21 protein-coding genes are annotated in these 23,485 nt (G+C 71.0%); 6 read left to right on the top strand and 15 right to left on the bottom strand.

The window, feature by feature from the left end:
- Positions 1–37 precede the first annotated feature (37 nt).
- Positions 38–3,865, bottom strand: a complete 3,828-nt coding sequence (smc, locus tag JJ691_RS46285) for a chromosome segregation protein SMC (RefSeq protein WP_211765727.1) — start codon at positions 3,863–3,865, stop codon at positions 38–40.
- Between the two features lie 195 nt (positions 3,866–4,060).
- On the opposite strand from smc, the gene JJ691_RS46280 reads away from it, so the two are divergent.
- A complete protein-coding gene (locus JJ691_RS46280; protein WP_211765726.1) occupies positions 4,061–5,980 on the top strand; it encodes an N-acetylmuramoyl-L-alanine amidase in 1,920 nt (639 codons plus the stop codon).
- 176 nt (positions 5,981–6,156) lie between these two features.
- Here the strand turns inward: JJ691_RS46280 and JJ691_RS46275 are convergent, their stop codons facing one another.
- From JJ691_RS46275 to JJ691_RS46265, 3 genes are all read right to left on the bottom strand, one after another.
- Positions 6,157–6,972 carry a hypothetical protein gene (locus tag JJ691_RS46275; protein ID WP_249227466.1) on the bottom strand — a complete coding sequence of 272 codons (816 nt, stop codon included), beginning with the start codon at positions 6,970–6,972 and terminating at the stop codon, positions 6,157–6,159.
- Between the two features lie 68 nt (positions 6,973–7,040).
- Complete coding sequence (locus JJ691_RS46270) at positions 7,041–7,529, bottom strand: sigma-70 family RNA polymerase sigma factor (RefSeq protein ID WP_246015877.1); 489 nt, start codon at positions 7,527–7,529, stop codon at positions 7,041–7,043.
- Positions 7,530–7,592: 63 nt separating this feature from the next.
- Entirely contained in the window at positions 7,593–7,883 is a 291-nt protein-coding gene (locus JJ691_RS46265; RefSeq protein WP_211765724.1) for an acylphosphatase, read from the bottom strand.
- A gap of 110 nt (positions 7,884–7,993) precedes the next feature.
- Here JJ691_RS46265 and JJ691_RS46260 point away from each other — a divergent pair, with 110 nt between their 5' ends.
- Both JJ691_RS46260 and JJ691_RS46255 read left to right on the top strand, forming a co-directional pair.
- The gene (locus JJ691_RS46260; protein WP_249227465.1) at positions 7,994–8,734 is read left to right on the top strand and encodes a CAP domain-containing protein; all 741 of its coding nucleotides are present in this window, start codon (positions 7,994–7,996) and stop codon (positions 8,732–8,734) included.
- Between the two features lie 179 nt (positions 8,735–8,913).
- Positions 8,914–9,399 (top strand): hypothetical protein, encoded by a 486-nt coding sequence (locus tag JJ691_RS46255; RefSeq protein ID WP_211765723.1) that lies wholly within the window; start codon positions 8,914–8,916, stop codon positions 9,397–9,399.
- Positions 9,400–9,415: 16 nt separating this feature from the next.
- Here the strand turns inward: JJ691_RS46255 and JJ691_RS46250 are convergent, their stop codons facing one another.
- Together JJ691_RS46250 and JJ691_RS46245 are read right to left on the bottom strand one after the other, a co-directional pair.
- A complete protein-coding gene (locus JJ691_RS46250) occupies positions 9,416–10,024 on the bottom strand; it encodes a phosphate signaling complex PhoU family protein (protein WP_249227464.1) in 609 nt (202 codons plus the stop codon).
- A gap of 141 nt (positions 10,025–10,165) precedes the next feature.
- A complete protein-coding gene (locus JJ691_RS46245) occupies positions 10,166–10,396 on the bottom strand; it encodes a hypothetical protein (RefSeq protein ID WP_211765722.1) in 231 nt (76 codons plus the stop codon).
- 330 nt (positions 10,397–10,726) lie between these two features.
- Here JJ691_RS46245 and JJ691_RS46240 point away from each other — a divergent pair, with 330 nt between their 5' ends.
- Together JJ691_RS46240 and JJ691_RS46235 are read left to right on the top strand one after the other, a co-directional pair.
- A complete protein-coding gene (locus JJ691_RS46240) occupies positions 10,727–11,008 on the top strand; it encodes a type II toxin-antitoxin system Phd/YefM family antitoxin (RefSeq protein ID WP_211765721.1) in 282 nt (93 codons plus the stop codon).
- A complete protein-coding gene (locus JJ691_RS46235) occupies positions 11,005–11,439 on the top strand; it encodes a type II toxin-antitoxin system VapC family toxin (protein WP_211765720.1) in 435 nt (144 codons plus the stop codon). Before JJ691_RS46240 ends, JJ691_RS46235 begins: the two co-directional genes overlap by 4 nt.
- Here JJ691_RS46235 and JJ691_RS46230 read toward each other — a convergent pair.
- The 7 genes from JJ691_RS46230 to JJ691_RS46200 all read right to left on the bottom strand — a co-directional run bounded on the left by JJ691_RS46230 (position 11,421) and on the right by JJ691_RS46200 (position 21,736).
- Entirely contained in the window at positions 11,421–12,104 is a 684-nt protein-coding gene (locus JJ691_RS46230; RefSeq protein WP_211765719.1) for a response regulator, read from the bottom strand. The genes JJ691_RS46235 and JJ691_RS46230 overlap by 19 nt on opposite strands.
- Complete coding sequence (locus tag JJ691_RS46225) at positions 12,101–14,629, bottom strand: sensor histidine kinase (protein WP_211765718.1); 2,529 nt, start codon at positions 14,627–14,629, stop codon at positions 12,101–12,103. The genes JJ691_RS46230 and JJ691_RS46225 overlap by 4 nt, the downstream gene beginning before the upstream one ends.
- Positions 14,630–14,665: 36 nt before the next feature.
- Complete coding sequence (kdpC, locus tag JJ691_RS46220; RefSeq protein WP_256449325.1) at positions 14,666–15,307, bottom strand: K(+)-transporting ATPase subunit C; 642 nt, start codon at positions 15,305–15,307, stop codon at positions 14,666–14,668.
- Between the two features lie 5 nt (positions 15,308–15,312).
- Complete coding sequence (gene kdpB / locus JJ691_RS46215) at positions 15,313–17,418, bottom strand: potassium-transporting ATPase subunit KdpB (RefSeq protein WP_211765717.1); 2,106 nt, start codon at positions 17,416–17,418, stop codon at positions 15,313–15,315.
- Positions 17,415–19,076 carry a potassium-transporting ATPase subunit KdpA gene (gene kdpA / locus JJ691_RS46210; RefSeq protein ID WP_211765716.1) on the bottom strand — a complete coding sequence of 554 codons (1,662 nt, stop codon included), beginning with the start codon at positions 19,074–19,076 and terminating at the stop codon, positions 17,415–17,417. The genes kdpB and kdpA overlap by 4 nt, the downstream gene beginning before the upstream one ends.
- Position 19,077: 1 nt before the next feature.
- Positions 19,078–19,179 carry a K(+)-transporting ATPase subunit F gene (gene kdpF / locus JJ691_RS46205; RefSeq protein ID WP_043722762.1) on the bottom strand — a complete coding sequence of 34 codons (102 nt, stop codon included), beginning with the start codon at positions 19,177–19,179 and terminating at the stop codon, positions 19,078–19,080.
- A gap of 376 nt (positions 19,180–19,555) precedes the next feature.
- Entirely contained in the window at positions 19,556–21,736 is a 2,181-nt protein-coding gene (locus tag JJ691_RS46200; protein ID WP_211765715.1) for a helix-turn-helix transcriptional regulator, read from the bottom strand.
- Between the two features lie 220 nt (positions 21,737–21,956).
- On the opposite strand from JJ691_RS46200, the gene JJ691_RS46195 reads away from it, so the two are divergent.
- Complete coding sequence (locus JJ691_RS46195; RefSeq protein ID WP_249227463.1) at positions 21,957–22,439, top strand: MarR family winged helix-turn-helix transcriptional regulator; 483 nt, start codon at positions 21,957–21,959, stop codon at positions 22,437–22,439.
- Here JJ691_RS46195 and JJ691_RS46190 read toward each other — a convergent pair.
- Both JJ691_RS46190 and JJ691_RS46185 read right to left on the bottom strand, forming a co-directional pair.
- The gene (locus JJ691_RS46190; protein ID WP_211765714.1) at positions 22,421–23,176 is read right to left on the bottom strand and encodes an HAAS signaling domain-containing protein; all 756 of its coding nucleotides are present in this window, start codon (positions 23,174–23,176) and stop codon (positions 22,421–22,423) included. The two genes, JJ691_RS46195 and JJ691_RS46190, sit on opposite strands and share 19 nt — an antisense overlap.
- The gene (locus JJ691_RS46185) at positions 23,128–23,448 is read right to left on the bottom strand and encodes a PadR family transcriptional regulator (RefSeq protein WP_211765713.1); all 321 of its coding nucleotides are present in this window, start codon (positions 23,446–23,448) and stop codon (positions 23,128–23,130) included. The genes JJ691_RS46190 and JJ691_RS46185 overlap by 49 nt, the downstream gene beginning before the upstream one ends.
- Positions 23,449–23,485 lie beyond the last annotated feature (37 nt).

The raw sequence follows: 23,485 nt of genomic DNA, 5'->3' as shown, positions 1-23,485 counted from the left end.
AACATGAGGGTAGGGCGTCATTCGCCGCGAGCGGGAATCAGGACTCGGGGGTCTGGTCCTCGGGCTGGACGTCGGCTTCCGGCACGGCATCGGCCGCGGGCTCCGGCTCAGCCATGGTCGCTTCCGCCGGCGGCTCGACCTCGGCGGCGGCTTCCGAGGCGACGTCGGCTGCTTCGGCCAGCGGTTCAGCCTCGCCCGGGGCCTCCGGGGCATCGGCCACTGCCGCGGCAGTGTCGTCGGCTGCCGGGGCGTCCACCACGGTCGGGGCGGGCTTGTCGGGGGCCTTCTCCATCTTGCCGCCACGCAGGCGCTGGGAGATCACCGCGCTGATGCCGTCGCCGCGCATGGACACGCCGTAGAGCGCGTCGGCGATCTCCATCGTCGGCTTCTGGTGGGTGATGATCAGCAGCTGGGACTTCTCCCGCAGCTGCTCGAACAGGGAGATCAGGCGGCGCAGGTTGGTGTCGTCCAGCGCGGCCTCGACCTCGTCCATGACGTAGAAGGGCGAGGGGCGGGCCCGGAAGATGGCCACCAGCATGGCCACCGCCGCCAACGACTTCTCGCCGCCGGACAGCAGGGACAGGCGCTTGACCTTCTTGCCCGGCGGGCGGGCCTCCAGCTCGATGCCGGTGGTGAGCATGTCCTCGGGCTCGGTCAGCACGAGCTTGCCCTCGCCGCCGGGGAACAGCACCTTGAACACGACCTCGAACTCGCGGGCCACGTCCCAGTAGGCCTCGGTGAAGACCTCGAGGATCTTGTCGTCGACCTCCTTGACCACGGTCAGCAGGTCGCGCCGGGTGGCCTTGAGGTCCTCCAGCTGGGTGGAGAGGAACTTGTAGCGCTCCTCCAGGGCGGCGAACTCCTCCAGCGCCAGCGGGTTGACCTTGCCCAGCTGGGCCAGGTCGCGCTCGGCCCGCTTGGCCCGCCGGGCCTGCACGTCCCGGTTGTACGGCATCGGCTGCGGGGCGGTGACCTGCTCGCCCTGCTCCTTGGCCGCCTCGTACTCGGCCAGCTCGGTGGGCGTGGGCGGCACCATCACGTCCGGCCCGTACTCGGCGACCAGGTCGTCGAGGCCGATGCCGTACTCGTCGGCGATCTTGGTTTCCAGCTGCTCCAGCCGCAGCCGCTGCTCGGCCCGCACCACCTCGTCACGGTGCACGGCGTCGGTCAGTTTCTCCAGCTCGGTGGTCAGCTCGCGGACCCGCCCGCGAACGGTGCCGAGGGCGGCTTCCCGGTCGGCCCGGCGAGCCTGGGCGGCGTCCCGATCGGCGGCGGCGCGGTGCAGCGACGAAGCGATCCGCTGCAGGGCGGTCTCACCGCCGGCGACGACGGCGTTGGCGACGGCGGCCCCGCGAACCCGCGCGGCCCGGGCCCGCTCGGCCCGTTCGCGAGCTTCCCGCTCGGCGCGGGCGGCCCGGCGCAGCTGCTCGGCCTTGCCCTGCAACGCTCGTGCCCGCTCCTCGGCGGTGCGCAGCGACAGCCGGGCGTCCATCTCGGCCTGGCGGGCGTGGTTGAGCTGGTTGGCGGCCTCGTCCCGCTCGGCGGTGTCGGGCTCTTCCTCGACGGCCTCTTCCTGCACGGCCGCGAGCCGTTCCTCCAGCTCGGCCAGCTGGCCGACGGCGTTCTCACGGGCCTGCTCCAGCTTGACCCGCTGGCTCCCGATCCGCTCCACCTCGGCCTCGGCCGACCGGACGGCCGCCTTGAGCCGGTTGATCCGCTCGCCGGACCGGGCCCGGCGGACCTTGGCCTCGTTGAGCTGGTCCTTGAGCTCGCCGACCTCGTTGCGCCGGGTCTGCTGCTCGGCGCGGGCCCCGGCCAGCGCGGCGCTGGCGTGCTCCAGCGCCCGCTCGGCGGCGGCCAGCTTGTCCTGCGCCTCGTCGACGGCGGCCTGCACCTCGATGGTGCTCTGCGCCCGCCCCGAGCCGCCGATGGCCCAGTCGGCGCCGAGCACGTCACCCTCGCGGGTGGCGGCACGCAGCCCCATGGCGACGAGTTGCCGTGCGGAGGCGAGGTCGTCGACGACGGCCAGTTTCTCCAGGGCCCGTTCCACGGCCGGCCGCAGCGCCTCCGGGGCCCGCACCAGCTCGACGGCCCACCGCGCACCTGGTGGCAGCATCGGCCAGGTCGACCGGTCCGGCACCGGGCCGCCGGCGCCGATGAGCAGGCCGGCGCGACCGGAGTCGGAGGACCGCAGCAACTCCAGGGCGGCGACGGCGTCCGAACCGCCGTTGACGGCAATGGCGTCGGCCACCGGGCCGAGCGCCGCCGCGAGCGCCACCTCGGCGCCGGCCTCGACAGTCAGCAGCGCGGCGACGGAGCCGAGCAGGCCCGGCAGCCGGTCGCCGGCCGCGAGCAGCGCCCCGGCGCCGTCCTTGCGGGTGAGTCCCAGGGACAGCGCGTCGACGCGCGCCTTCCAGGACGAGATCTCCTTGTCGGCCGACCGCTCGGCCTTGACCAGCTCCTCGACCCGGGCCCGGGCGGCCTTCTCGGCCTCGATGGCCTGGGCGTGCCGCTCCTCGACCCCGGCGTCGCCCTCGTCCTCGGTGCCGGTGACCTCCTGCTCCTCGGCCAGCTCGACCCGGGCGATCTCGGCCCGCTCGCCGGCCTCGGCCAGCGAGGTGGACAGCCGCTCGATCTCCTCCGCGGACGCGTTGTTCTTGCTGCGCAGCGCCTCGACCTGGCCGGTGAGCCGGGCCAGGCCCTCCCGCCGGTCGGCGATCAGCCGGACCGCGGCCAGGTGCGCCTTCTCGGCGGCGGTGACCATGCGCTCCAGCTCGGCCCGGCGCTCGTTGCTCTCGGCCAGCACGATCCGGGCCTCGGTGACGGCCTCGTTGAGCTCCGCCTCCCGCTCCGCGGTCTGCTCGGCCTCGGCCTCCAGCTCCTCCGGGTCACGGCCGCCCCGGGACGCCTCCGGCGCGGCCGACAGGTGCCGGGCGCGCTCCATGGCCAGCCGCACGGTGCCGCGCAGCCGTTCCTCCAGCGCGGACAGCCGGTACCAGGTGTCCTGGGCCTGCTGCAGGATCGGCGCGTCCTCGGCGACCAGCTGCTCCAGCTCGGACTGCTTGGCCGAGGCCTGTTGCAGCAGCTGCTCCACCTCGGTGCGCCGGGCCCGGGCCGCCGCCTCGTCGGCCTCGTCCCGGTGCAGCTCGCCGCGCTGGGTGACCAGGTCGTCGGCGTGCAGGCGCAGCCGGGAGTCGCGCAGGTCGGCCTGCACCGCCTGGGCCTTGCGGGCGATCTCGGCCTGCTTGCCCAGCGGCTTGAGCTGGCGGCGCAGCTCGGCGGTCAGGTCGGTCAACCGGGTCAGGTTGGCCTGCATGGCGTCCAGCTTGCGGAGCGCCTTCTCCTTGCGCTTGCGGTGTTTGAGGACGCCGGCCGCCTCCTCGACGAAGGCGCGGCGCTCCTCGGGCTTGGACTCCAGGATGGCCGACAGCTGGCCCTGGCCGACGATGACGTGCATCTCGCGGCCGATGCCGGAGTCGGACAGCAGCTCCTGGATGTCCAGCAGGCGGCAGGAGTTCCCGTTGATCTCGTACTCGGTGGCGCCCTCGCGGAACATCCGGCGGGTGATCGACACCTCGGTGTAGTCGATCGGCAGCGCGCCGTCGGAGTTGTCGATGGTCAGCGTCACCTCGGCCCGGCCGAGCGGGGCGCGGCCGGCGGTGCCGGCGAAGATGACGTCCTCCATCTTGCCGCCGCGCAGGCCCTTGGCGCTGCCCTCGCCCATCACCCAGCGCAGCGCGTCCAGCACGTTGGACTTGCCGGAGCCGTTGGGGCCGACCACACAGGTGATGCCCGGCTCGAAGCGCAGCGTCGTGGCCGAGGCGAAGGACTTGAAGCCCTTCAGCGTCAGGCTCTTGAGGTGCACGTCAGCACGCCTTCGTCGGTGGTTGGTCCGGCCGGGTTATCGGCAGAGGGTACCCGGCGTGCGGCCGGACCAGTCGCACGCTGGGCCGAACGGTGAAGAATGAACTGACCCGGGCCAATTGTGGGTAACTTCTTGACGGCCACGGTGGCCGGAGTCACGGTATGCGGTGTCCCGGCTACTCAGGAAGAGTCCCGCATGCCCAGAACCCCCGCCGTGCTGGCGATGGCGTCCAGCGTAGCGCTCCTGCTGCCGTTGGCCGGCCCGGCCTCCGCGGCCCCCGCGCTCCCCTCCGACCGACAGCAGGCCTACGCCGCCGCGGCCGCCGAGTTCGGCGTCCCGGCCGAGGTGCTGCTCGGCGTGTCGTACATGGAATCGCAGTGGAACACCTACGGCGGCACACCCAGCGTGGCCGCCGGCTACGGGCCCATGCACCTCACCGACTTCGCCGCCGCGAACACCTTGCGGGGCACCGAGTTCGACGGTGACGACGCCCGCGGCGACGACAGCCGCCCGGCGCTGCACCCGGCCCCCGCGCCGACTGGCGTGCCGGCGGCGGCGCTCCAGACGGTCCAGCAGGCCGCCGAGCTGGCCGGCACCACGGCCGCCGCCGTGCGCGGCGACGTCACCCAGAACATCCGCGCCGGGGCCGCACTGCTCGCCTCGTACCAGAAGCTGCCCTCGGTCCAGCGGCACAGCGGCGGTGCCGGCGACTGGTACGCGGCCGTGGCGAAGTACAGCGGCGCCACCGACAGCGGCTCGGCGGCCGACTTCGCCGACGAGGTTTTCCAGACCATCCAACAGGGTGTGACGCGAACCACAGACGACGGCCAGCTGGTCACGCTGCGTGCCGACGCCTCGGTCCAGCCGAACACTGCCCAACTGGCCGGGCTGCACCTGACGCCGACCAACTCCAGCGGCGCCGAGTGCCCCCGCGGGCTGTCCTGCGAGCTCGACCCGGCCGCCTACGCCCAGTACGGGCCCGGCCCGGACGACTACGGCAACTACGACACGTCCAACCGGCCGGCCACGCAGAAGATCGACTACATCGTCATCCACGACACCGAGGCCACCTGGGACACCACGCTCAAACTGATCCAGGACCCCAAGTACGTCAGCTGGAACTACACGATCCGGTCCCAGGACGGGCACGTGGACCAGCACGTGCTGGCCAAGAACGTGGCCTGGCACGCGGGCAACTGGTACGTCAACTCCCGGTCCATCGGCGTCGAGCACGAGGGCTTCCTGGCCCAGTCCGGCTGGTACACCGAGGCGATGTACCGCTCGTCGGCCAAGCTGATCCGCTACCTGGCCGCCAAGTACCAGATTCCCCTTGACCGCCAGCACATTCTCGGCCACGACAACGTGCCCGGCATCAGCGGGCCGGCCGTTCCCGCCCAGCACACCGACCCCGGCCCCTACTGGGACTGGGACCACTACTTCACGCTGCTGGGCGCGCCGCGGCTGCCGTCGCTGCCCGTGCCGCCGTTCGGCATGCTGACCATCCACCCCGACATGGCCACCAACAACGTGCCGTACACCGGCTGCGTCACGGCGGGAACGCCCTGCCCGGCAAGGGGTTCCAGCGAGGTCATCCTGCACTCGCAGCCCAGTGACTCGTCGCCGCTGCTGACCGACCTCGGCCTGCACCCCACCGGCACGCCGCAGACCATGGACGTCAACGACGTCGGCAGCCGGGCGTCCGAGGGCCAGCAGTACGCCATCGCCGACCGCCAGGGCGGCTGGGTCGCCATCTGGTACCTCGGCCAGAAGGGCTGGTTCCACGCCAGGGACGCCGTGTTCGCCGCCGGCCTGGTGGTGACTCCCAAGCCCGGCAAGGCATCCGTGCCGATCTACGGCCGGGCCTACCCGGAGGCGTCGGCCTATCCGGCCGGTGTGACGCCGCAGCCGATCGTGCCGATGCCCTACACCCTGGGCGCGGGCCAGAGCTACGTGTTCGGCGGCTCCGCCGCGGCGCAGTACCTGCCCACGGTGTGGGACCCGACCGGCACGGTGAACAAGCCGATCATCGGCAAGACGCGGTACTACGAGATCCAGTACGGCCACCGCATCGAGTACGTCAACGCCGACGACGTGCAGCTGGTCCCGGCGCTGTAGGACTCACACGCGCGAGGTCGCGCCGGTCTCTGGAGCCGCGGGCCGGGGAAATCGCGTCTTTTCAGCGATTTTCCCGGCCAAGGCGAAGAGACCGGCTTGGAGCGACCTCGCCCCGCGCGGAACGCGCGGCACGGAAAGGCCGGCCTCTGGCTGAGGCCGGCCTTTTCCCTTACCCGTCAGGCTTTCGGGGTCAGGTCCACGAGGAACTTCTGGTCCACCGTCACCACGTCCATCCGGTCGATGTCGGCCAGGTTGAACGAGGTGGCCGCCGGGACCGTGCTCTCGGTCTCCGTCCCGTTGCGCCACCAGCCGGCGCTCTGGGTCTGGCCGTTCTTGTTGTGCACCAACAGCTGGCACACCTGGCCGGCCGGCAGGTTGGACACCTTGAGGTTGATCTGGGTGCCCCAGCCCTTGGTCAGCATGTCCGCGCTGGCCGCGACCTTGCTGGTCTGGTCGGTGGCCTGCCAGACCGCGTTCGGCTGCTCGGCGACCGGCGTGCTGGTCAGCGAGCGCTGCACGAACACGGCGCTCACCGCCACCGCCGCCACCAGAACCGCGGCCATGGCGAAGAAGTTGCGCCTGCTGTTGCGCTTGTCGGTGTCCTTGCGGCGCCGGCTGGCCGGCCCCTTGGACTGCGGGCCCTTGGACTGCGGACCCGACTGCGGCGCCGGCGGTTCCGGCCGTTGCGGGGCCGCGGGCCGCTGGGGCGGCCGCGGCTGCTCCGGCACCAGATGCCGGCCCAGGTTCGGGTCCGGCATCCGGCCCGTGTCCGGCATGCGGTTCTGGTTCATCGGCCGCGGCCGGGGCAGCGGCATGGACGGGTGCTCGGGCAGGCCGGGATCGCCTGGTGGCCCGAGTGAACTCGGGTCCAGGTCGAACCCGTCGATGTCCTCCAAGTCGGCCAAGGAGATCCGCCCCAGCAGCCCCGGCAACGGCGAGAACCGCACCAGTTCCTGCTGGCAGAACGGACATCCGGCGAGATGGCGCTCCATCTGCGAGCGCTCCCCCGGTTCGAGGGAGCCAAGCACGTAGACGCCAAGGGATACTGAGTGCTGGCAACTCATAGCTCGGTCACCCCCCGCTCCTCCAACGCTCCCCGAAGCGCGCGCAACGCGTAGAAGCAGCGCGACTTGACCGTGCCCGCGGGGACGCCCAGCACGGTTGCAGCCTCGGACACGGTCCGACGGCAGTAGTACAGCTCCACGATGACCTGGCGATGGTCATGACTGAGCGACCGCATCGCCTCGGCAATCTGCCAGGCCTGCAATACGTGATCCAGTTCGTCGGAGCCCGACGGGAGCTCATCGGTCTCCAGCGGAACCTCGGGTGCTCTGGCCTCCTTGCGACGGTGGCCAGAGATGATGAGGTTGCGCGCGACCGTGTACAGCCACGGGCCGGCCTGCTCGGGTTCCAGCGAGTCTGAGTGCTTCCACGCGCGCAGCAACGTCTCCTGCACGATGTCCTCGGCGTACTGGTAATCGCCGCGCACCGCCCTGAGCACGTAGCCCAGTAGCGGCCGCCGGTAGCGGCCGTACAGCTGCCGTGCCAACTCGTCACTACGCTTCGCGCTCTGACCCACGAACGTCCAATACGGGGCCGGGTCGTGGGCGGTTCAGCGTTCTTCAAAACCTTTTTGGACACCCCTGGCCTCCGACCACCGCTCGACGACCAACTCCACACGTCCAGGGGTGGTGTCGGAGTTCAACGCCGCGAGCAACTTCTCGCAGGCAGATCGCGGTCCCTCGGCCACCACCTGCACGCGGCCGTCGGCCAGGTTGGTGGCCGCGCCGTCCAGTCCGAGCTCCAGCGCGCGGCTGCGGGTCCACCACCGGAAGCCGACTCCCTGCACACGACCGTGCACCCAGGCGGTGAGGCGGACCGGGGACCCGTCGAAATCCGTCATCTGACAATGATCCCGCGCACCGCCTCCCACCTGCCCGGAAGGGGGCGTGCCGGACGTCGTACCCCGTTCGCCCGCCCGAGTGTCACCCATTAGTGGTACGGTCGCGCGCCGTGAGCCCCCGAAGCAGACGACCGGCCACCGCCGGCATGCTCGTCGGACTGACCCTCGGCGCCGTGTGCGCCGGTGGCGCGTCGGTCGCCGTCGGGCCCGCGACCCTGACCGGTGTGCTCCTCGGCCAGTCGAGTCCGCTCAACCCGGCGTCGCCCGCGGTGACGCAGCAGCTGGGCAACGCCGCCGGCCACGAGCAGAACGACCGCCTGGCCACCACGACCGCCGACGCGCCCGCGAGCACCACGACCGCGGTGCCGACGACGACGGCCACCAGCACGACCACGGCGACGAGCACCACCACGACCACCTCGCAGCCGCCGACCAGCACCACCGCGGCCCCGACCACGACGGCCGCCAAGCCGCCGGCCGACACCAGCGCGACCGCCCGGGTGCTGACGCTGGTCAACCAGGCGCGGGCCAGTGCTGGCTGCCAGCCGCTGGCCGAGGACAAGCGCCTCGACCGGGCCGCCCAGGGCCACAGCGACGACATGTCGGCGCACAGCTACTTCTCGCACACCTCGCAGGACGGCCGGACCTTCGTCGACCGCGAGCAGCAGACCGGCTACCCCAGCCCCGGCGGCGAGAACATCGCCGAGGGCTACACCAGCGCGGACGCGGTGATGGACGGCTGGATGCACTCCGACGGGCACCGGCGCAACATCCTGGACTGCAGCTTCGCCACGATCGGGATCGGCGTGACCACCAAGGGGTGGTACTGGGTGCAGGACTTCGGCAGGTAGCCGCGTGCACTCCCGCTTCGTCACCGGATCGCGTGACGCCCGTACTGAGTGCTTTTCGCGACGGCCGACACGACCCGTATTCTCTGGCCGGGGCGGTAACGAGGAGGTCACGTGAGCGAGCTTGCGAGCGAGCGATCGAACACAGTAGCGGTGCTCGCGCTGCCGACGAAGGAGGCAGCGTGAGCTCATCCGAGCGGGCTTTGCTGAGCCCGCCCAAGCGGAGCGGCGCACCACGGCAGTCGACCAAGGTCCTGATGGCTGCGGCCGGGGTCGTGGTGGCGACCGTGTTCGCCTCGGTGGCCGCCATGGCCGCCGGCCAGGGCGCGCCCGCCCAGTCGTCCCCCCACCAGAACGTGGATCCCGCGTCGCAGCAGTTCGGCGGGTCGACCGGGACGTCCGACACCGACGGCTCGACCACCGGCGGCGACACCAGCTCCAGCGCGTCGAGCAGCAGCAGCACGTCGAAGCCCAAGACGAGCACCAGCGCGTCGAAGACCAGCACCACCACGACCACCCCGAACCAGGGCGGCAGCAACCCGCCCCCCGGCACCGAGACGATCCCGACGCACACGGATCCGCCGTCGACCACAACCACGACGACGACCACCACAACCACCACTACGCCGCCAACCTCGACTACGACGTCGCCCAAGCCGACTACCTGAGCAGGCAGCGACCTGCTCAGGCGGCGAGCTCGCCGCGGGCGAAGACGCTCGTGCGGCGGGCCAGCGAGACCGCGTGGTCGGCGAAGCGCTCGTAGTTCTGGCTGAGCACGGTGGCGTCCACCGCCACGGCGACACCGTGCGGCCAGTCCTCGCGGGTGACCGCGGCGAACACCGCGCGGTGCAGGTCGTCCATCACGTCGTCGCTGGCGTCCAGGAAGCCGACCAGCTCCGGGTCGCCGGTGCGGATCACCTGCTCCGCGGTGTTGGCCAGGGTGATCGCCAGCTGGCCCATGTCCGCGAACGGCAGACGCAGCTCGTCGGGCAGCACGTGCGCCGGATGCCGCCGACGGGCCGCGCGGGCGATGTGCAGCGCGAGCTCCCCCATGCGCTCCAACGTGTCCACCGCGTGCACGGCCGCGAGCACCACGCGCAGATCGGTGGCGACCAGCAGCTGTTCCTCGCACGCCGACCGGGATCTGGCCAGCGCGGCGTCACCCGTGATGACTTTCTCGGCCAGCGTCAGATCGGCGTCCAACAGCGCGACGCTCGCGCGTTGCATGGCCTCTCCGACCTGGCGGCACAGGTCGGCCAACTGGTCGAGCCGACGGTGCTTGACCTTGCCCACCCGGCCGAGGGTATCCGCGCGTCAACGGAACCGGACGCCACGGCGCAAAACCCTGACGCGACCCGAACGCGCGGTGCCGGGCCGACCGCTGGCGGACGGCCGGCCCGGGTCCAGCTCATCACCGGAACGGGTGATGAATCTTCACGCGGCTCCGCCGCTGTTGGCGATCCACTGGGCGCCGGTCTGCCTTGCCTGCTTGCGGGCCTCCAGCAAGGCGGAGATGACCAGATCGACCTCCTCCTCGGAGAGGAACGCGACCTCGCCCGGGGGCGCCTGCAGCACCACCTTGTCGCCAGCAGACCACACGCGCAGGGCCCGGCGCTTCTTGCCGAACCCGAGACAGGACACCTCGTGGCCCTCTGGTGAGCTCATGGCCAACTCCTCCCTGCGAGAGGCTGGTCGTCGCGGCCGGGATTCTGGGGGTAGCCGCACCTCTCGCACGATCACGTAGAACATAGATGTACGCACCGCAGTTGTTACGCACTCTATCCGTGGACTTTGCGTCCGAACGGGTGATGTTGTGTCATCAATCGGGACAAGTTGTCACCATTTGTAAAGGTCATGCCCCGGTCAACTACATGACCGTCCGCTGTCGATCGCCCATCCGGCGTCACCCCACCGCCCCCGACTCCATTCGGCCGCCCACCTCTCCCCAGTAATACTGTCTAGTCTGTCCAGACAGCACCTGGGGCGGGAGGGCCAATGAGAGACCGGCGATGGCAGCTCCAGGAGGCCAAGCAGCGGTTCAGCGAGCTGATCAGGTTCGTGGAGAGCGAGGGCCCGCAGATCGTGACCCGGCACGGAGAGGAGATAGCAGTGGTCGTCGACATCGCGGACTGGCGCCGGGTCAGCGGGGCCAGCGACACGGACTTCAAGTTCTTCCTGCGGTTCGGGTCGACAGTGGACGAAGAACTCAAGGCAGAGCTGGAGACCGAGCGCAGCGGCGTGCCGGCCCGGGTCGTCGACTTCGAGGCGGACACGTGACCGACTACCTGCTCGACACCACCGTGGTGTCGGAGATCCGCCGCCGGCGGCCACATCCCGCGGTGCTCAGCTGGTACGCCGACGTCCCTGCGGAGAAGCTGTTCCTCAGCGTGCTCGTGGTCGGCGAGCTCCGGCAGGCCGTCGACCGGCTGGGGCGGCGCGATCCCGTGCAGGCGGCCAGGTTCGAGGACTGGCTCACGCAGCTCGTCACCGTCTACGAGGACCGCGTCGTGCCGATCACCGCGGAGATCGCCGAGACGTGGGGCCGGCTGAACGTGCCGGACCCGGTGCCGGTCGTCGACGGCCTACTCGCGGCCACCGCCCTGGTCAGGAATTGGACGCTGGTCACCCGCAACACCGCCGACGTTGCCGGGACCGGTGTCCGGCTGCTCAACCCCTTCGAGTACGAGGCTCACGTTTCGAAGCGGTAGCCCATGCCGGGTTCGGTGAGCAGGTGCCGGGGGCGGGACGGCTCGGGCTCCAGCTTGCGGCGCAGCTGGGCCAGATACACGCGCAGGTAGTGGGACTCGGTGGCGTACTGCGGGCCCCAGACGTCCTGGAGGAGCTGCTTCTGGGCGACGAGGCGGCCACGGTTGCGGACGAGGACTTCCAGCACGCCCCACTCGGTGGGGGTGAGGTGCACCTCCTGGCCGTTGCGGTGGACCTTCTTGGCGGCCAGGTCGACGGTGAACGACGCGGTCTCGACGACGGCCTCCTCGCCGTCGGCGGAGGAGGATGCGGAGCGGCGGACGGCGGCCCGGAGGCGGGCCAGCAGCTCGTCCATGCCGAAGGGCTTGGTCACGTAGTCGTCGGCGCCGGCGTCGAGGGCCTCGACCTTGTCGGAGGAGTCGGTGCGGGCCGAGAGCACGAGGATGGGCACGGTGGTCCAGCCCCGCAGCCCGGCGATGACGTCGGTGCCGTCCAGGTCGGGCAGGCCCAGGTCGAGCACGACGACGTCGGGCTTGGCCTCGGCGGCGGCGCGCAGGGCGCTGGCGCCGTCGTGGGCGGTCAGGACCTGGTATCCCCGGGCGGACAGGTTGATCCGCAGCGCCCGCACGATCTGCGGCTCGTCGTCGACAACCAGCACCTTGGTCATGCGCGTTCCTCCTTGGCCGGCAACGAGATCACCACGGTGAGGCCGCCTCCCGGCGTGTCCTCGGCGGCTATCGTGCCGCCCATCGCCTCGGTGAATCCCCTCGCCACGCTCAACCCCAGACCGACCCCGCTGGTCGCGTCCCGGTCCCCCAGCCGCTGGAACGGCTGGAACAGCGCGTCGCCGGTGCCCTTGGGCAGTCCCCGCCCCCGGTCCACCACGCGCAGTTCGACCTGCGCGGCGTGCGTGCTGGCCCGGACCTCGACCGCGGGCTCGCCGTTCACGCTGCTCCCCGGCCTGCCGTGGCGCAACGCGTTGTCGATCACGTTCGCGACCACCCGTTCGAGCAAGCCGGCGTCGGCCAGCACCAACGGCAGCCGCTCGTCCACGTCCACCAGCACGTTGCGGCGGTCGTCGACACCGGACAGGGCCAGCGCCACGATCTCGTAGTACGCCACGGGCCGCAGCTGGGGCTGCACGGCTCCGGTGGCCAGCCGGGACGAGTCGAGCAGGTTGTCCACCAGCCCGGCCAGCCGGTCGGCCGATTCCTCCACGGTGGCCAGCAGTTCGCCGGTGTCCTCTTCGGACAGATGCAGCTCCGGGTCGCGCAGGCTGCCGGCGGCGGCCTTGATGGAGGTCAGCGGCGTGCGCAGATCGTGCCCGACGGCGGACAGCAGCGCGGTCCGCAGCTCGGTGGTCTCGGCCCGGCGCTGCGCATCGGCGGTCTGCGCGGCCATCCGCTGCTGCCGCAAGGCCAGCAGCGCCTGCCCGGCGGCGGCCTCCAGGGCCCGGCGGTCGGCGGCCTCCAGCGCCCGGCCCCGCAATGCCAGGTGCACCTCGGGCGTCACGGGAACGTCCACATCGGCCTCGTCGGGATCGTCGCACGGCGTCGGCCCGACGCAGGCGACCCGCTCCCACTTGCCGTGCTTGTGCTCCAGCAGCGCCACGGAGGTGAGCCCGAAGTTCTCGCGCACCTTCTCCAGCAACCGCACCAGCGGATACGGGCTGGTGAGCACGGTCCGCGCGTAGGAGGCCAGCAATGCGGCCTCGGTACGGGCCCGCGCCGCCTGCTCGGCCCGGCGCGCGGCCCGGTCCACCACCAGCGCCACCATCACCGCGACCACCACCATGGCGATCAGGGTGATCACGTTCTCGCCGTCGGCGACGGTCAGCGAGTACAGCGGCGGTGTGAAGAAGAAGTTGAGCAGCCCGGCCGACAGCGCGGCGGCGACCACCGCCGGCCCGACCCCGCCGACCAGGGCGACGATCACCGTGGCCAGGAAGTAGTCCACGGTGTCGGTGGACACGGTGATGGTGCCGTGCAGCAGCACGCCGATGCCGGTGGCCAGGAACGGCAGCAGCAGCGACAGTGCCCAGCCCATGATCTTGCGTTGTGGGGCCAGCGGGCTGCGGCCGAACTTCCACTTGAAGGCCCGCTTGGCCTCGCTGTGGGTGACCATGTGCACGTCGATCGGCCCGGAATCCTGCACGGTAGTCGCGCCGATGCCCTCCTCGAACAGCCGCGCGACCCGCGACCGCCGGGAGGTGCCCAGCACCAGCTGGGTGGCGTTGACGCCGCGGGCGAAGTCCAGCAGCGCGGTCGGCACGTCGTCGCCGACCACGGTGTGGAAGGTCGCGCCGACGTCGTCGGCCAGCCGCCGGTACTTGGCGACCTTGTCGGCCGGCGCGCCCCGCAGCCCGTCGCCGCGCAGGATGTGCAGCACGAGCAGTTCGGCCCCGGACCGGGTGGCGATGCGCCGGGCCCGCCGGATCAGCGTCTCGCTCTCCGGCCCGGCGGTGATCGCCACCACCACCCGCTCGCGGGTCTCCCAGGTCTCGGTGATCTTCTGCTCGGACCGGTACCGCTGCAGCGCCACGTCCACCTGGTCGGCCACCCACAGCAGCGCCAGCTCGCGCAGCGCGGTGAGGTTGCCGACCCGGAAGTAGTTGCCCAGCGCGGCATCGATCTTGCGGGCCGGGTAGACGTTGCCGTGCGCGAGCCGGCGGCGCAGCGCCTCCGGCGTGATGTCGACCAGCTCGATCTGCTCGGCCGAGCGCACGAACTGGTCGGGCACGGTCTCGTGCTGGGGGACCCCGGTGATGCGCTCGACGACGTCGTTGAGGCTCTCCAGGTGCTGCACGTTGACCGTGGACAGCACGTCGACGCCGGCCTCCAGCAGCTCCTCGATGTCCTGCCAGCGCTTCTCGTTGCGCGAGCCGGGCACGTTGGTGTGGGCCAGCTCGTCGACCAGCGCGACCTCCGGCTTGCGGGCCAGGATCGCGTCGACGTCCATCTCCTCGAAGTCCAGGCCCCGGTGGGTCAGGTGCCGGCGCGGCACGATCTCCAGGCCCTCGACCAACTGCGCGGTCTTCTCCCGGCCGTGGGTCTCGACGAGCCCGACGACCACATCGGTGCCGCGGTCGGCGCGGCGGCGCGCCTCCCCGAGCATCGCGAAGGTCTTGCCGACCCCCGGCGCTGCCCCGAGGTAGATGCGCAGCTCGCCGCGCCGCGGTTTCTCCGGTTGCACGTGCTTCAGTCTGCCCTAGGCCGAGGTTTCCGCAGCTCAGTGCTTCGCTGCCTGCACGGCCAGGTTCAACGCCAGCACGTTGACGCCTCGCTCCCCGAGGAAGCCGGCGCCCCGGCCGCTGGTGTTGTCGTCGACGATCTTCGTCACCTGGTCGACCGACAGCCCGGTCACCCGGGCCACCCGGGCGATCTGCAGCTTCGCGTAGTCCGGGCTGATCGCCGGGTCCAGGCCGGAGGCGGACGCGGTCACCGCGTCGGCCGGCACCTGGTCCACCGACACGCCCTCGCGCTTGGCGATCTCCGCCTTGCGCGCCTTGATCTGGGCCACCAGCACCGGGTTGTCGGCCGACAGGTTGGACGGGGACGAGGTGGCCGCGTCGTTGTCGGCCAGGCCGAGCTTGGTGTTGTCGGTGGCCGAGAAGTCCGACGCGGTGGCCGACGGGCGGGTGTGGAAGTACGGGTCGTTGTTCGGGTCCTTGGCCACCGGGTTGAGCCCGATCAGCGAGGACCCGACCGGCTGGCCGTCCACCGAGACGATGGAGCCATTGGCCTGTGCCGACAGTCCCGGGATCTGCCCGACACCCCACACCGCCAGGGGATACACGATCCCCAACAGCAGGGTCATCAGGAGCACCATCCGGAGTCCGGCGGCAGTCTGCTTGAACAGTCCTGAACGCACGGCGATCACCCGATTCCAGGGATGAGACGGATCACGAGGTCGATGAGCCAGATGCCGATGAACGGCGTGATGATGCCGCCGACGCCGTAGATCAGCAGGTTGCGGCGCAGCAGGCTGGACGCGCTGGACGGCCGGTACCGCACGCCCCGCAGGGCCAGCGGGATCAGCAGCACGATGATCAGCGCGTTGAAGATGACCGCGGACAGGATGGCCGAGGTCGGGGTGGCCAGGTGCATGATGTTCAGCCGGCCGAGGCCCGGGTAGATGGCCGCGAACATGGCCGGCAGGATGGCGAAGTACTTGGCCAGGTCGTTGGCGATGCTGAAGGTGGTCAGCGCGCCCCGGGTGATCAGCAGCTGCTTGCCGATCTCCACGATCTCGATCAGCTTGGTCGGGTCCGAGTCGAGGTCGACCATGTTGCCGGCCTCCTTGGCGGCCGACGTGCCGGTGTTCATGGCCACGCCGACGTCGGCCTGGGCCAGCGCGGGCGCGTCGTTGGTGCCGTCACCGGTCATCGCGACGAGCTTGCCGCCCTCCTGCTCCTTGCGGATCAGGGCCATCTTGTCCTCGGGCTTGGCCTCGGCCAGGAAGTCGTCCACGCCGGCCTCGGCGGCGATGGCCCGCGCGGTCAGCGGGTTGTCGCCGGTGATCATCACGGTCTTGATGCCCATGGCGCGCAGCTCGTCGAAGCGCTCCTTCATGCCCGGCTTGACCACATCGGACAGTCGGATCACGCCACGCACGACGGCCACGCCGCCAGACAGTTCAGCGCAGACCAGCGGCGTGCCGCCGTCCTGGCTGATCTGGTCGACGACCTCGTGCACCTGCTCGGGCACCTGGCCGTTGTGCTCCAGCACCCAGGCCCGCACCGAGCTGGCCGCGCCCTTGCGCACCTGCCGGCCGTCGATGTCGATGCCGGACATCCGGGTCTGCGCGGTGAACGGCACGAACTCGGCCGACTTCTCCGCCGTGTTGGGCTCGGCCGCGAGGCCGAACTCGCCCGCGCACAGCTCGACGATGCTGCGGCCCTCGGGCGTGCCGTCGGCCAGGCTGGACAGCCGGGCCGCGGCGGCCAGGTCGTCCTTTGTGGACGATCCGACCGGGATCAGCTCGGTGGCCCGCCGGTTGCCGAAGGTGATGGTGCCGGTCTTGTCCAGCAGCAGCGTGTCCACGTCGCCGGCGGCCTCGACCGCGCGGCCGGACATGGCCAGCACGTTGCGCTGCACCAACCGGTCCATGCCGGCGATGCCGATCGCCGACAGCAGCGCGCCGATCGTCGTCGGGATCAGGCAGACCAACAACGCGGTCAGCACGATCACCGACTGCGGGCTGCCGGAGTAGATGGCCATCGGCTGCAACGCGACCACCGCGAGCAGGAAGATGATCGTCAGCACCGCGAGCAGGATGGTCAGTGCGATCTCGTTCGGCGTCTTCTGCCGAGAGGCGCCTTCCACCAACGCGATCATCCGGTCCACGAAGGACTCGCCCGGCCTGGTCGTGATCTTCACGACGATCCGGTCGGACAGCACCGTGGTGCCGCCGGTGACCGCCGAGCGGTCGCCGCCGGACTCCCGGATCACCGGGGCCGACTCACCGGTGATGGCCGACTCGTCGACGGTCGCGATGCCCTCGATCACGTCGCCGTCGCCCGGGATGACCTCGCCGGCCTCGACGACCACCAGGTCGCCGATGGTCAGCTCGGTGCCGGGCACCCGCTCCTCGGAGCCGTCCTCACGCAGACGCCGTGCGACCGACTCCTTCTTTGTGCGGCGCAACGACTCCGCCTGCGCCTTGCCTCGGCCCTCGGCGACCGCCTCAGCCAGGTTGGCGAACAGCACGGTGAACCACAGCCACAGCGTGGCCACGATGGAGAACACCGTCGGGTTGGTGACGGCGAACACCGTGGACAGCGCCGACCCGACCCAGACCACGAACATGACCGGGTTCTTCATCTGGTGGCGCGGGTTGAGTTTGCGCAGCGCGTCGGGCAGCGAACTGACCAGCTGGCGCGGGTTGAAGGCGCCGGCCTGGAGCTTGCGCCCAGCGTTCTCCGCGTGGTGGCGGTCCACCTCCTCCACGGAACGCTGCGACTTGTCGGTGGTGATGCTCATGACATGGCCTCCGCGATGGGACCGAGCGCGAGCGCGGGCACGAAGGTCAGCGCGGCGACGAGGAGTACGGTGCCGGCCACCATGGACGCGAACAGCGGTCCGCTGGTGGGCAGGGTGCCGGCCGACGGCGGGATCTTCTTCTGGGCGGCCAGGCCGCCGGCGAGGCAGAGCACGGCCAGGATCGGGATGAACCGGCCGAACGCCATGGCCACGCCCAGCGTGGACTCGAACCAGTCGTTGGTCACGGTGAGACCGCCGAAGGCGCTGCCGTTGTTGTTGGACGCCGAGGCGTAGGCGTAGAGCACCTCGGACAGGCCGTGCGCGCCGGGGTTGGTGAGTGCGGCGCCGGTGCTGGGCAGCACCACGGCGATGCCGGCGAGCACCAGCACCAGGGTCGGCATGGCCAGCATGGCGATGGACGCCATGGTGACTTCCTTGCGGCCCAGCTTCTTGCCCAGGTACTCGGGCGTGCGGCCGACCATCAGCCCGGCGAGGAACACCGCGACGATGGCGAACACCAGAATGCTGTAGATACCCGTGCCGGTGCCGCCCGGCGAGATCTCGCTGAACAGCATGTTCAGCATCGCGCCGCCGCCGCCGAGTCCGGAGAGGCTGTCGTGGGCCGCGTTGACCGCGCCGGTCGAGGTGCCGGTCGTCGAGTCGGCGAACAGGGCCGAGGCGGGGATGCCGAACCGGGTTTCCTTGCCCTCCATGCCACTGCCGGCCAACAGAGCCGCCGGGCCGTTCGGGTGCGCCTCGGCCCACCAGATCACCGCGAGCATGCCGCCCCACAGCAGCGCCATCACCGACAGGATGGTGTAGCCCTGCTTCTTGTCCGCCACCATCACGCCGAAGGTGCGGGTGAGGCTGACCGGGATCACCAGCAGCAGGAAGATCTCGATGAGGTTGGTCCAGGCATTGGGGTTCTCGAACGGGTGGGCCGAGTTGGCGTTGAAGATGCCGCCGCCGTTGGTGCCCAGCTCCTTGATGGCCTCCTGGCTGGCCGTCGGGGCCAGCGCGATGGTGTGCTGCGCGCCGTCGAGCGTGGTGACCGTGATGCCGCCGGACAGGCTGTCCACCACGCCCAGTCCGATCAGGACGATCGCGAACACGAACGAGAGCGGCAGCAGGATCCGGATCACCGTGCGGGTCAGGTCCACCCACAGGTTGCCGATCCGGTCGGTGCCGGCCCGCATGAAGCCGCGGATCAGCGCGACCGCGACGCAGATGCCGATCGCCGCCGACGCGAAGTTCTGCACGGTCAGGCCGGCCATCTGCACCAGGTGGCCGTAGGCCTGCTCCGGCACGTAGGACTGCCAGTTGGTGTTGGTGACGAAGCTGATCGCGGTGTTGAAGGCGGTGGCCGGGTTGATCTCCGGCCGGCCCAGCCCCAGCGGCAGGATGGTCTGCAGGCGCTGCAACAGGTACAGCACCACGACCGAGACGAAGGAGAAGCCGATCACGCCGTAGGCGTAGGTGGTCCAGCGCTGGTCGGACTCCGCGTCGACGCGCACCACCTTGTACAGCGCGCGTTCCACCCGCCAGTGCTTCGCGCTCAGGTAGGCGCGAGCCATGTAGTCGCCCAACGGCTTGTAGACCGCCGCGAGCGCGGCTATCAGCAGCGCGACCTGAAGCAGGCCGGCAACAGTGTCGTTCATGTCAGAACTTCTCCGGCTTGATCAGAGCGACGAACAGGTAGACAAGCAACAGCAGGGCGAGCACGCCGCCGAGGACGTTCGCCACCAGACCGGCCCCGTCCATCACAGCCGCTCCAATCCACGCAACATGAGCGCGAGCACTCCGAAGACGCCGATGACCAGCACGGCGTAGGCCAGGTCGGCCATGACGCGCCGCTCCCCTCACCTCTGCGGTCACCCCCGTGGCAACCGCGATCGCGAGAAGCCTGCATCCACGCCCACCTCGCGCGATGTCGCCTGATGGTGTCTTGACGGCCGCATACGCGGCATTGACGCGAAATTGACGCGGCCGGTGAGCCAGGTCTCCACCCGATCGGGCGATGAATACGCGGAGCGTGACCGCTTCGGCCGAGGATTCCTCGGCTAAAGCCCGGGTCAGCGCCGTGATCGGGTCGTTATGGATGTCAAGATGGTCACGGACGGTGTCCGTATCCGAACGGTCAGCGTTCGGATCGGGTGACGTGCGCGGCGACCTGGGTTCGGTTGTTGACGCCCAGTTTGTTCATGATGCTGCGCAGGTGCGTCTGCACGGTTCGGGTGCCTAGGAACAACTTCGCGGCGATCTGAGGATTCGTCAGCCCCGCCGCGACCAACTCGGCCACCTCCCGCTCGCGGGCGGTCAGCTCGGACGCGGGCGTCACCGAGCGCATCGGCAGGCCCTTGGCCGGCACCACCCGTCGGAAACCGAGCTCGGCCCCCTCGGCCAGGGCCGCCTCGAACGCCCGCTCGCCCAGCGCCGTCCGCAGCGTGGCCATGGCCTGCTCATGCCCCAGGGTCAGCGGCCCCGGCGAGTAGAACCGCAGGCCCATCTCCGCCCACAGCCGGCCACTCGCCCCCATCAGCACCGCGCCCCGGCTGTGGTGGCCGGCCGCGGTGTAGGCCCAGGCCAGTGTCTCCACCGTCCAGCCGAGGCCCCACATGTCGTCGATCTGCTGGAACCGCCGCACCGCGTCCTCGACCATCGTGATCGCCCGCTCCGGATCGGTGGCCAGGTGCAGCGACCCGGCGGCCCACAGGGCGCTGGCCAGCGTGTGCTCGGCCCCCGCCCGCTCAGCCCGGGCCACCAGCTCCGCGCCGATGGCCTCGGGCGAGCTGAGGTCGAACGCCAGCCACGCGTCGGCGCTGAACGCCTCGCCGCGGGACCCGACCCGCTCGAACAGGGCCCGCGCCCGGGTCAGGTCCGCGACCATCGTCGCGCGGTCGACGTCCACCACCCAGGCCCGAATTCCCCTGGCCAGCAACGTGGTCGCGTCGGCCAGGTCGTCGCCGGTGTCGTGGATCAGCTCCGGCACGGGGGCGCGGTCGCCCAGGAACACTGCGATCATCGTCAGCCAGGCAGCGCCCATCGCCCGCAGCGGCGTCGGCTGCGGCTCGCCTGCGGCCATCGCCACCCGCACCCACCGCATGCCCTCGGCCAGGCCGCCGACCACGTACCAGGCGTGCGAGCGCAACAGCGAGACCGCCATGTCCAGCGCGGCGGCCGACTGACCGGGAGTGCGCAGGCTCCAGTCCATCGAGGCCAGCGTGTTGGGCAACTCCGCGCGGATCCGCTCCAGCCAGCGCAGCTCGTCCGGACTGAACCAGTGGGTGGCGGCGTCGCGGGCCAGCCGCTGGAAGTAGTCGCGGTGCCGACGACGTATCGCCTCCGGATCGTCCAGCTCGGCCAGCCGCCGCAGGCCGTACTCGCGGATGGTCTCCAACATCCGGTACCGGACCCGGCCGTCACGGTGCTCGCTGGTCAGCAGCGACCGCTCGGCCAGGCCGGCCAGTGCGGGCAGCACCTCCCCCAGCGGCAACTGCTCGTCGGCGCACACCTGCTCGGCGGCGGCCAGGTCGAGATCCCCGGCGAACACCGACAGCCGCGCCCACAGCAGCCGCTGGTGCCCGGTGCACAGCTGGTGGCTCCAGTCCAGCGCGGCCGCCAGGCCGGTGAGCAGCCGGAACCGGTCGTCGAGCCGTTCCAGCAAGGTGGTCAGCCCGATGGACCTCAGCTGAGCCGCGGCCAGCTCGATGGCCAGGGGCAGCCCTTCGAGCCGCTGGCACAACCGCATCGCCGTGTCCCGGTCGCCCGCCGTCGGCTCGAAGCCCGGCATCGCCGCCCGCGCTCGGTCGATCAGCAGCGTGACGGCCTCGCCACCCAGCGGCCGCAGCTCGACGACGTGTTCGCCGGCCAGACCCAGCGGCTGCCGGCTGGTGGCCACCACCCGCAGCCCGGCCGCGGCGGCCAGCATCGCCCGCACGATCGGGCCGGCCACGTCGACCAGGTGCTCGCAGTTGTCCAGCACCAGCAGCACCCGCCGGTCGCGGACGTGGTCCAGCAGGAAGTCGATGCCGGTGCGGGTGGAGTGGTCGTGCACACCCAGGCCCTTGGCGATGGTCCCGATCACCAGCCGCGCGTCGGCGTCGCGGTGCAGCGTGGCCAGATCCACCCACCACGCGCCGTCCTTGAACGACCGCCGCAGTTCGTGGGCCAGCCGGAGGCTGACTCGGGTCTTGCCGACGCCGCCGACGCCGGTCACCGTCACCAGGTGGGCTGAGGACAGCAGGCGGCGCATCGCGGCGAGATCGTCACGCCGCCCGACAAACGAGCTGATCTCGGTTGGTAGCGATCCTCCCGCCATGGGCCAACCCTAGTTCGTCGGCCGGCTACGCCATCGCCTACGCCATCGCGCGGATGCCGCTGCTCGGCCCGACCGGGCAGGCTGGTCAACGGGAGGGGTGACGGATGGTCCACTCGCCGAGCGCTGGGTGGGCCATCTCCTCCCCAGCGCGCTGCGACGGCGTCTCACGGCGGCGGGGATATCCTGGCGGTCCGACATGACCGGTTCCTGGAGGACTGCCGTGACCATCGACCACCAGGTGAGCCGGCAACAGTCGCTCCAGCTGCTGATCTCCCTGCACCGGCTGATGCGCACCATCAGGCAGGCGGCGCCGACCGGGCTCTACCCGACCCAGCTGATCGTACTGTCCCAGCTGTTGCAGAACGGTCCGATGCGGGTCGGCGAGCTGGCCGTGCAGGTGCCGTGCTCGCAGCCGACCGCCACCACCATGGTCAGCACCCTGGAGCAGATGGGCCTGGTGGCCCGCGAGCCCGATCCGTCCGACGGGCGGGCGATCCAGGTGACGCTGACCGACCTGGGCCGGGACACCATCATCTCGCTCGCCCACGGCGAGGCCGAGGTCATCGCCCAGCGCCTCGGCGAGCTGACCCCCGAGGAGGCGGCCCAGGTGCTGGCGGTCCAGCCGCTGCTGGACCGCCTGTCCGGCCTGCGCTCCGCCGACCAGAGCGTGTCGCGGTTCGCCCCTCAGAACCCGACGAAGTAGTAGAGCGCCGCCGAGGCGACCAGCGCGTTGGCCGGCACCACCAGCCACAGCGCCCGGCGGTCGGTCCGGCTGTAGTGGCCGACCATGATCGAGATGATCGCCGCCGGCACGCCCAGGATGACCAGTCCGACAATGCCGCCGCGGGCGACCGCCACCACCGGCAGCACCCGGATCAGCCACCAGGCCGGCTGCAGGCTGTAGACGTAGGCCAGGACCTTTCCCAGCATCGTCGACTCGTCCGGCGTCAGGTACGGCGTGAGGGCCTTGACCGTCGGCAGTTGCGCGACCGCGTCCACGCCGGCCCGGCCCCGGGTCAGCATCGGCAGCGAGATCGCCAGGCCGACCAGGCCGGTCAGCAGGAAGAACGGCGTCGTGTGGCCACTGCGCATCGAGGCGCCGAGCAGCAGCGCGCTGGCCGTGGCGACGATCAGGCCGGCCAGCGCCAGCACCTCGACGCCGTCGCCGCGGGGCTGCTTGATCTGCTGGGTCGGCTGCTCCGGCTCGGGCGGCGGCGGGTAGCCGGCCGCCGAGCGCAGCTCCGCGGCATAGGCCTCGGGCGTGCCCAGCCGCAGCTCCAACTGGTCATCGCCGTGCTCCCGGGCCAGCTCCCGGACGTGCTCCTCGGTGTCCTCCAGCAGCTCGTCCACCTCGGCCGGGGGCAGGTCGGACAGGGCGGCCCGCATCCTGGTCAGGAAGCGCTCAGTAGTTGATCCATCGTCTTCGCGAACGTCCGCCACGTCCTGCACGACTCCTCCAGTCGAACGCGTCCCGACTCGCTGACGCGGTAGTACTTGCGGTGCGGTCCCTCCTCGCTCGGCACGACGTAGGAGGTGAGCAGGTCGGCCTGGTAGAGCCGGCGCAGCGTGCCGTACACGGAGGCGTCGGCCACCTCGTCCAGCCCGCTCTGCCGCAGCCGTCTCAACACGTCGTAGCCGTAGCCGTCCTCCTCCCGGAGCACGGCCAGGACCGCGAGGTCCAGGACGCCCTTGAGCAGCTGGCTGGTGTCCAAAACCGAACCTCCCGGTGATGCGCTGGCCACACTATTC

The organism is Kutzneria sp. CA-103260 (genome assembly GCF_018263855.1).
Classification (GTDB): Bacteria; Actinomycetota; Actinomycetes; order Mycobacteriales; family Pseudonocardiaceae; genus Kutzneria.
The sequence above is the reverse complement of the archived record's forward strand: the minus strand, read 5'-3'. Positions and strand labels throughout refer to the sequence as shown.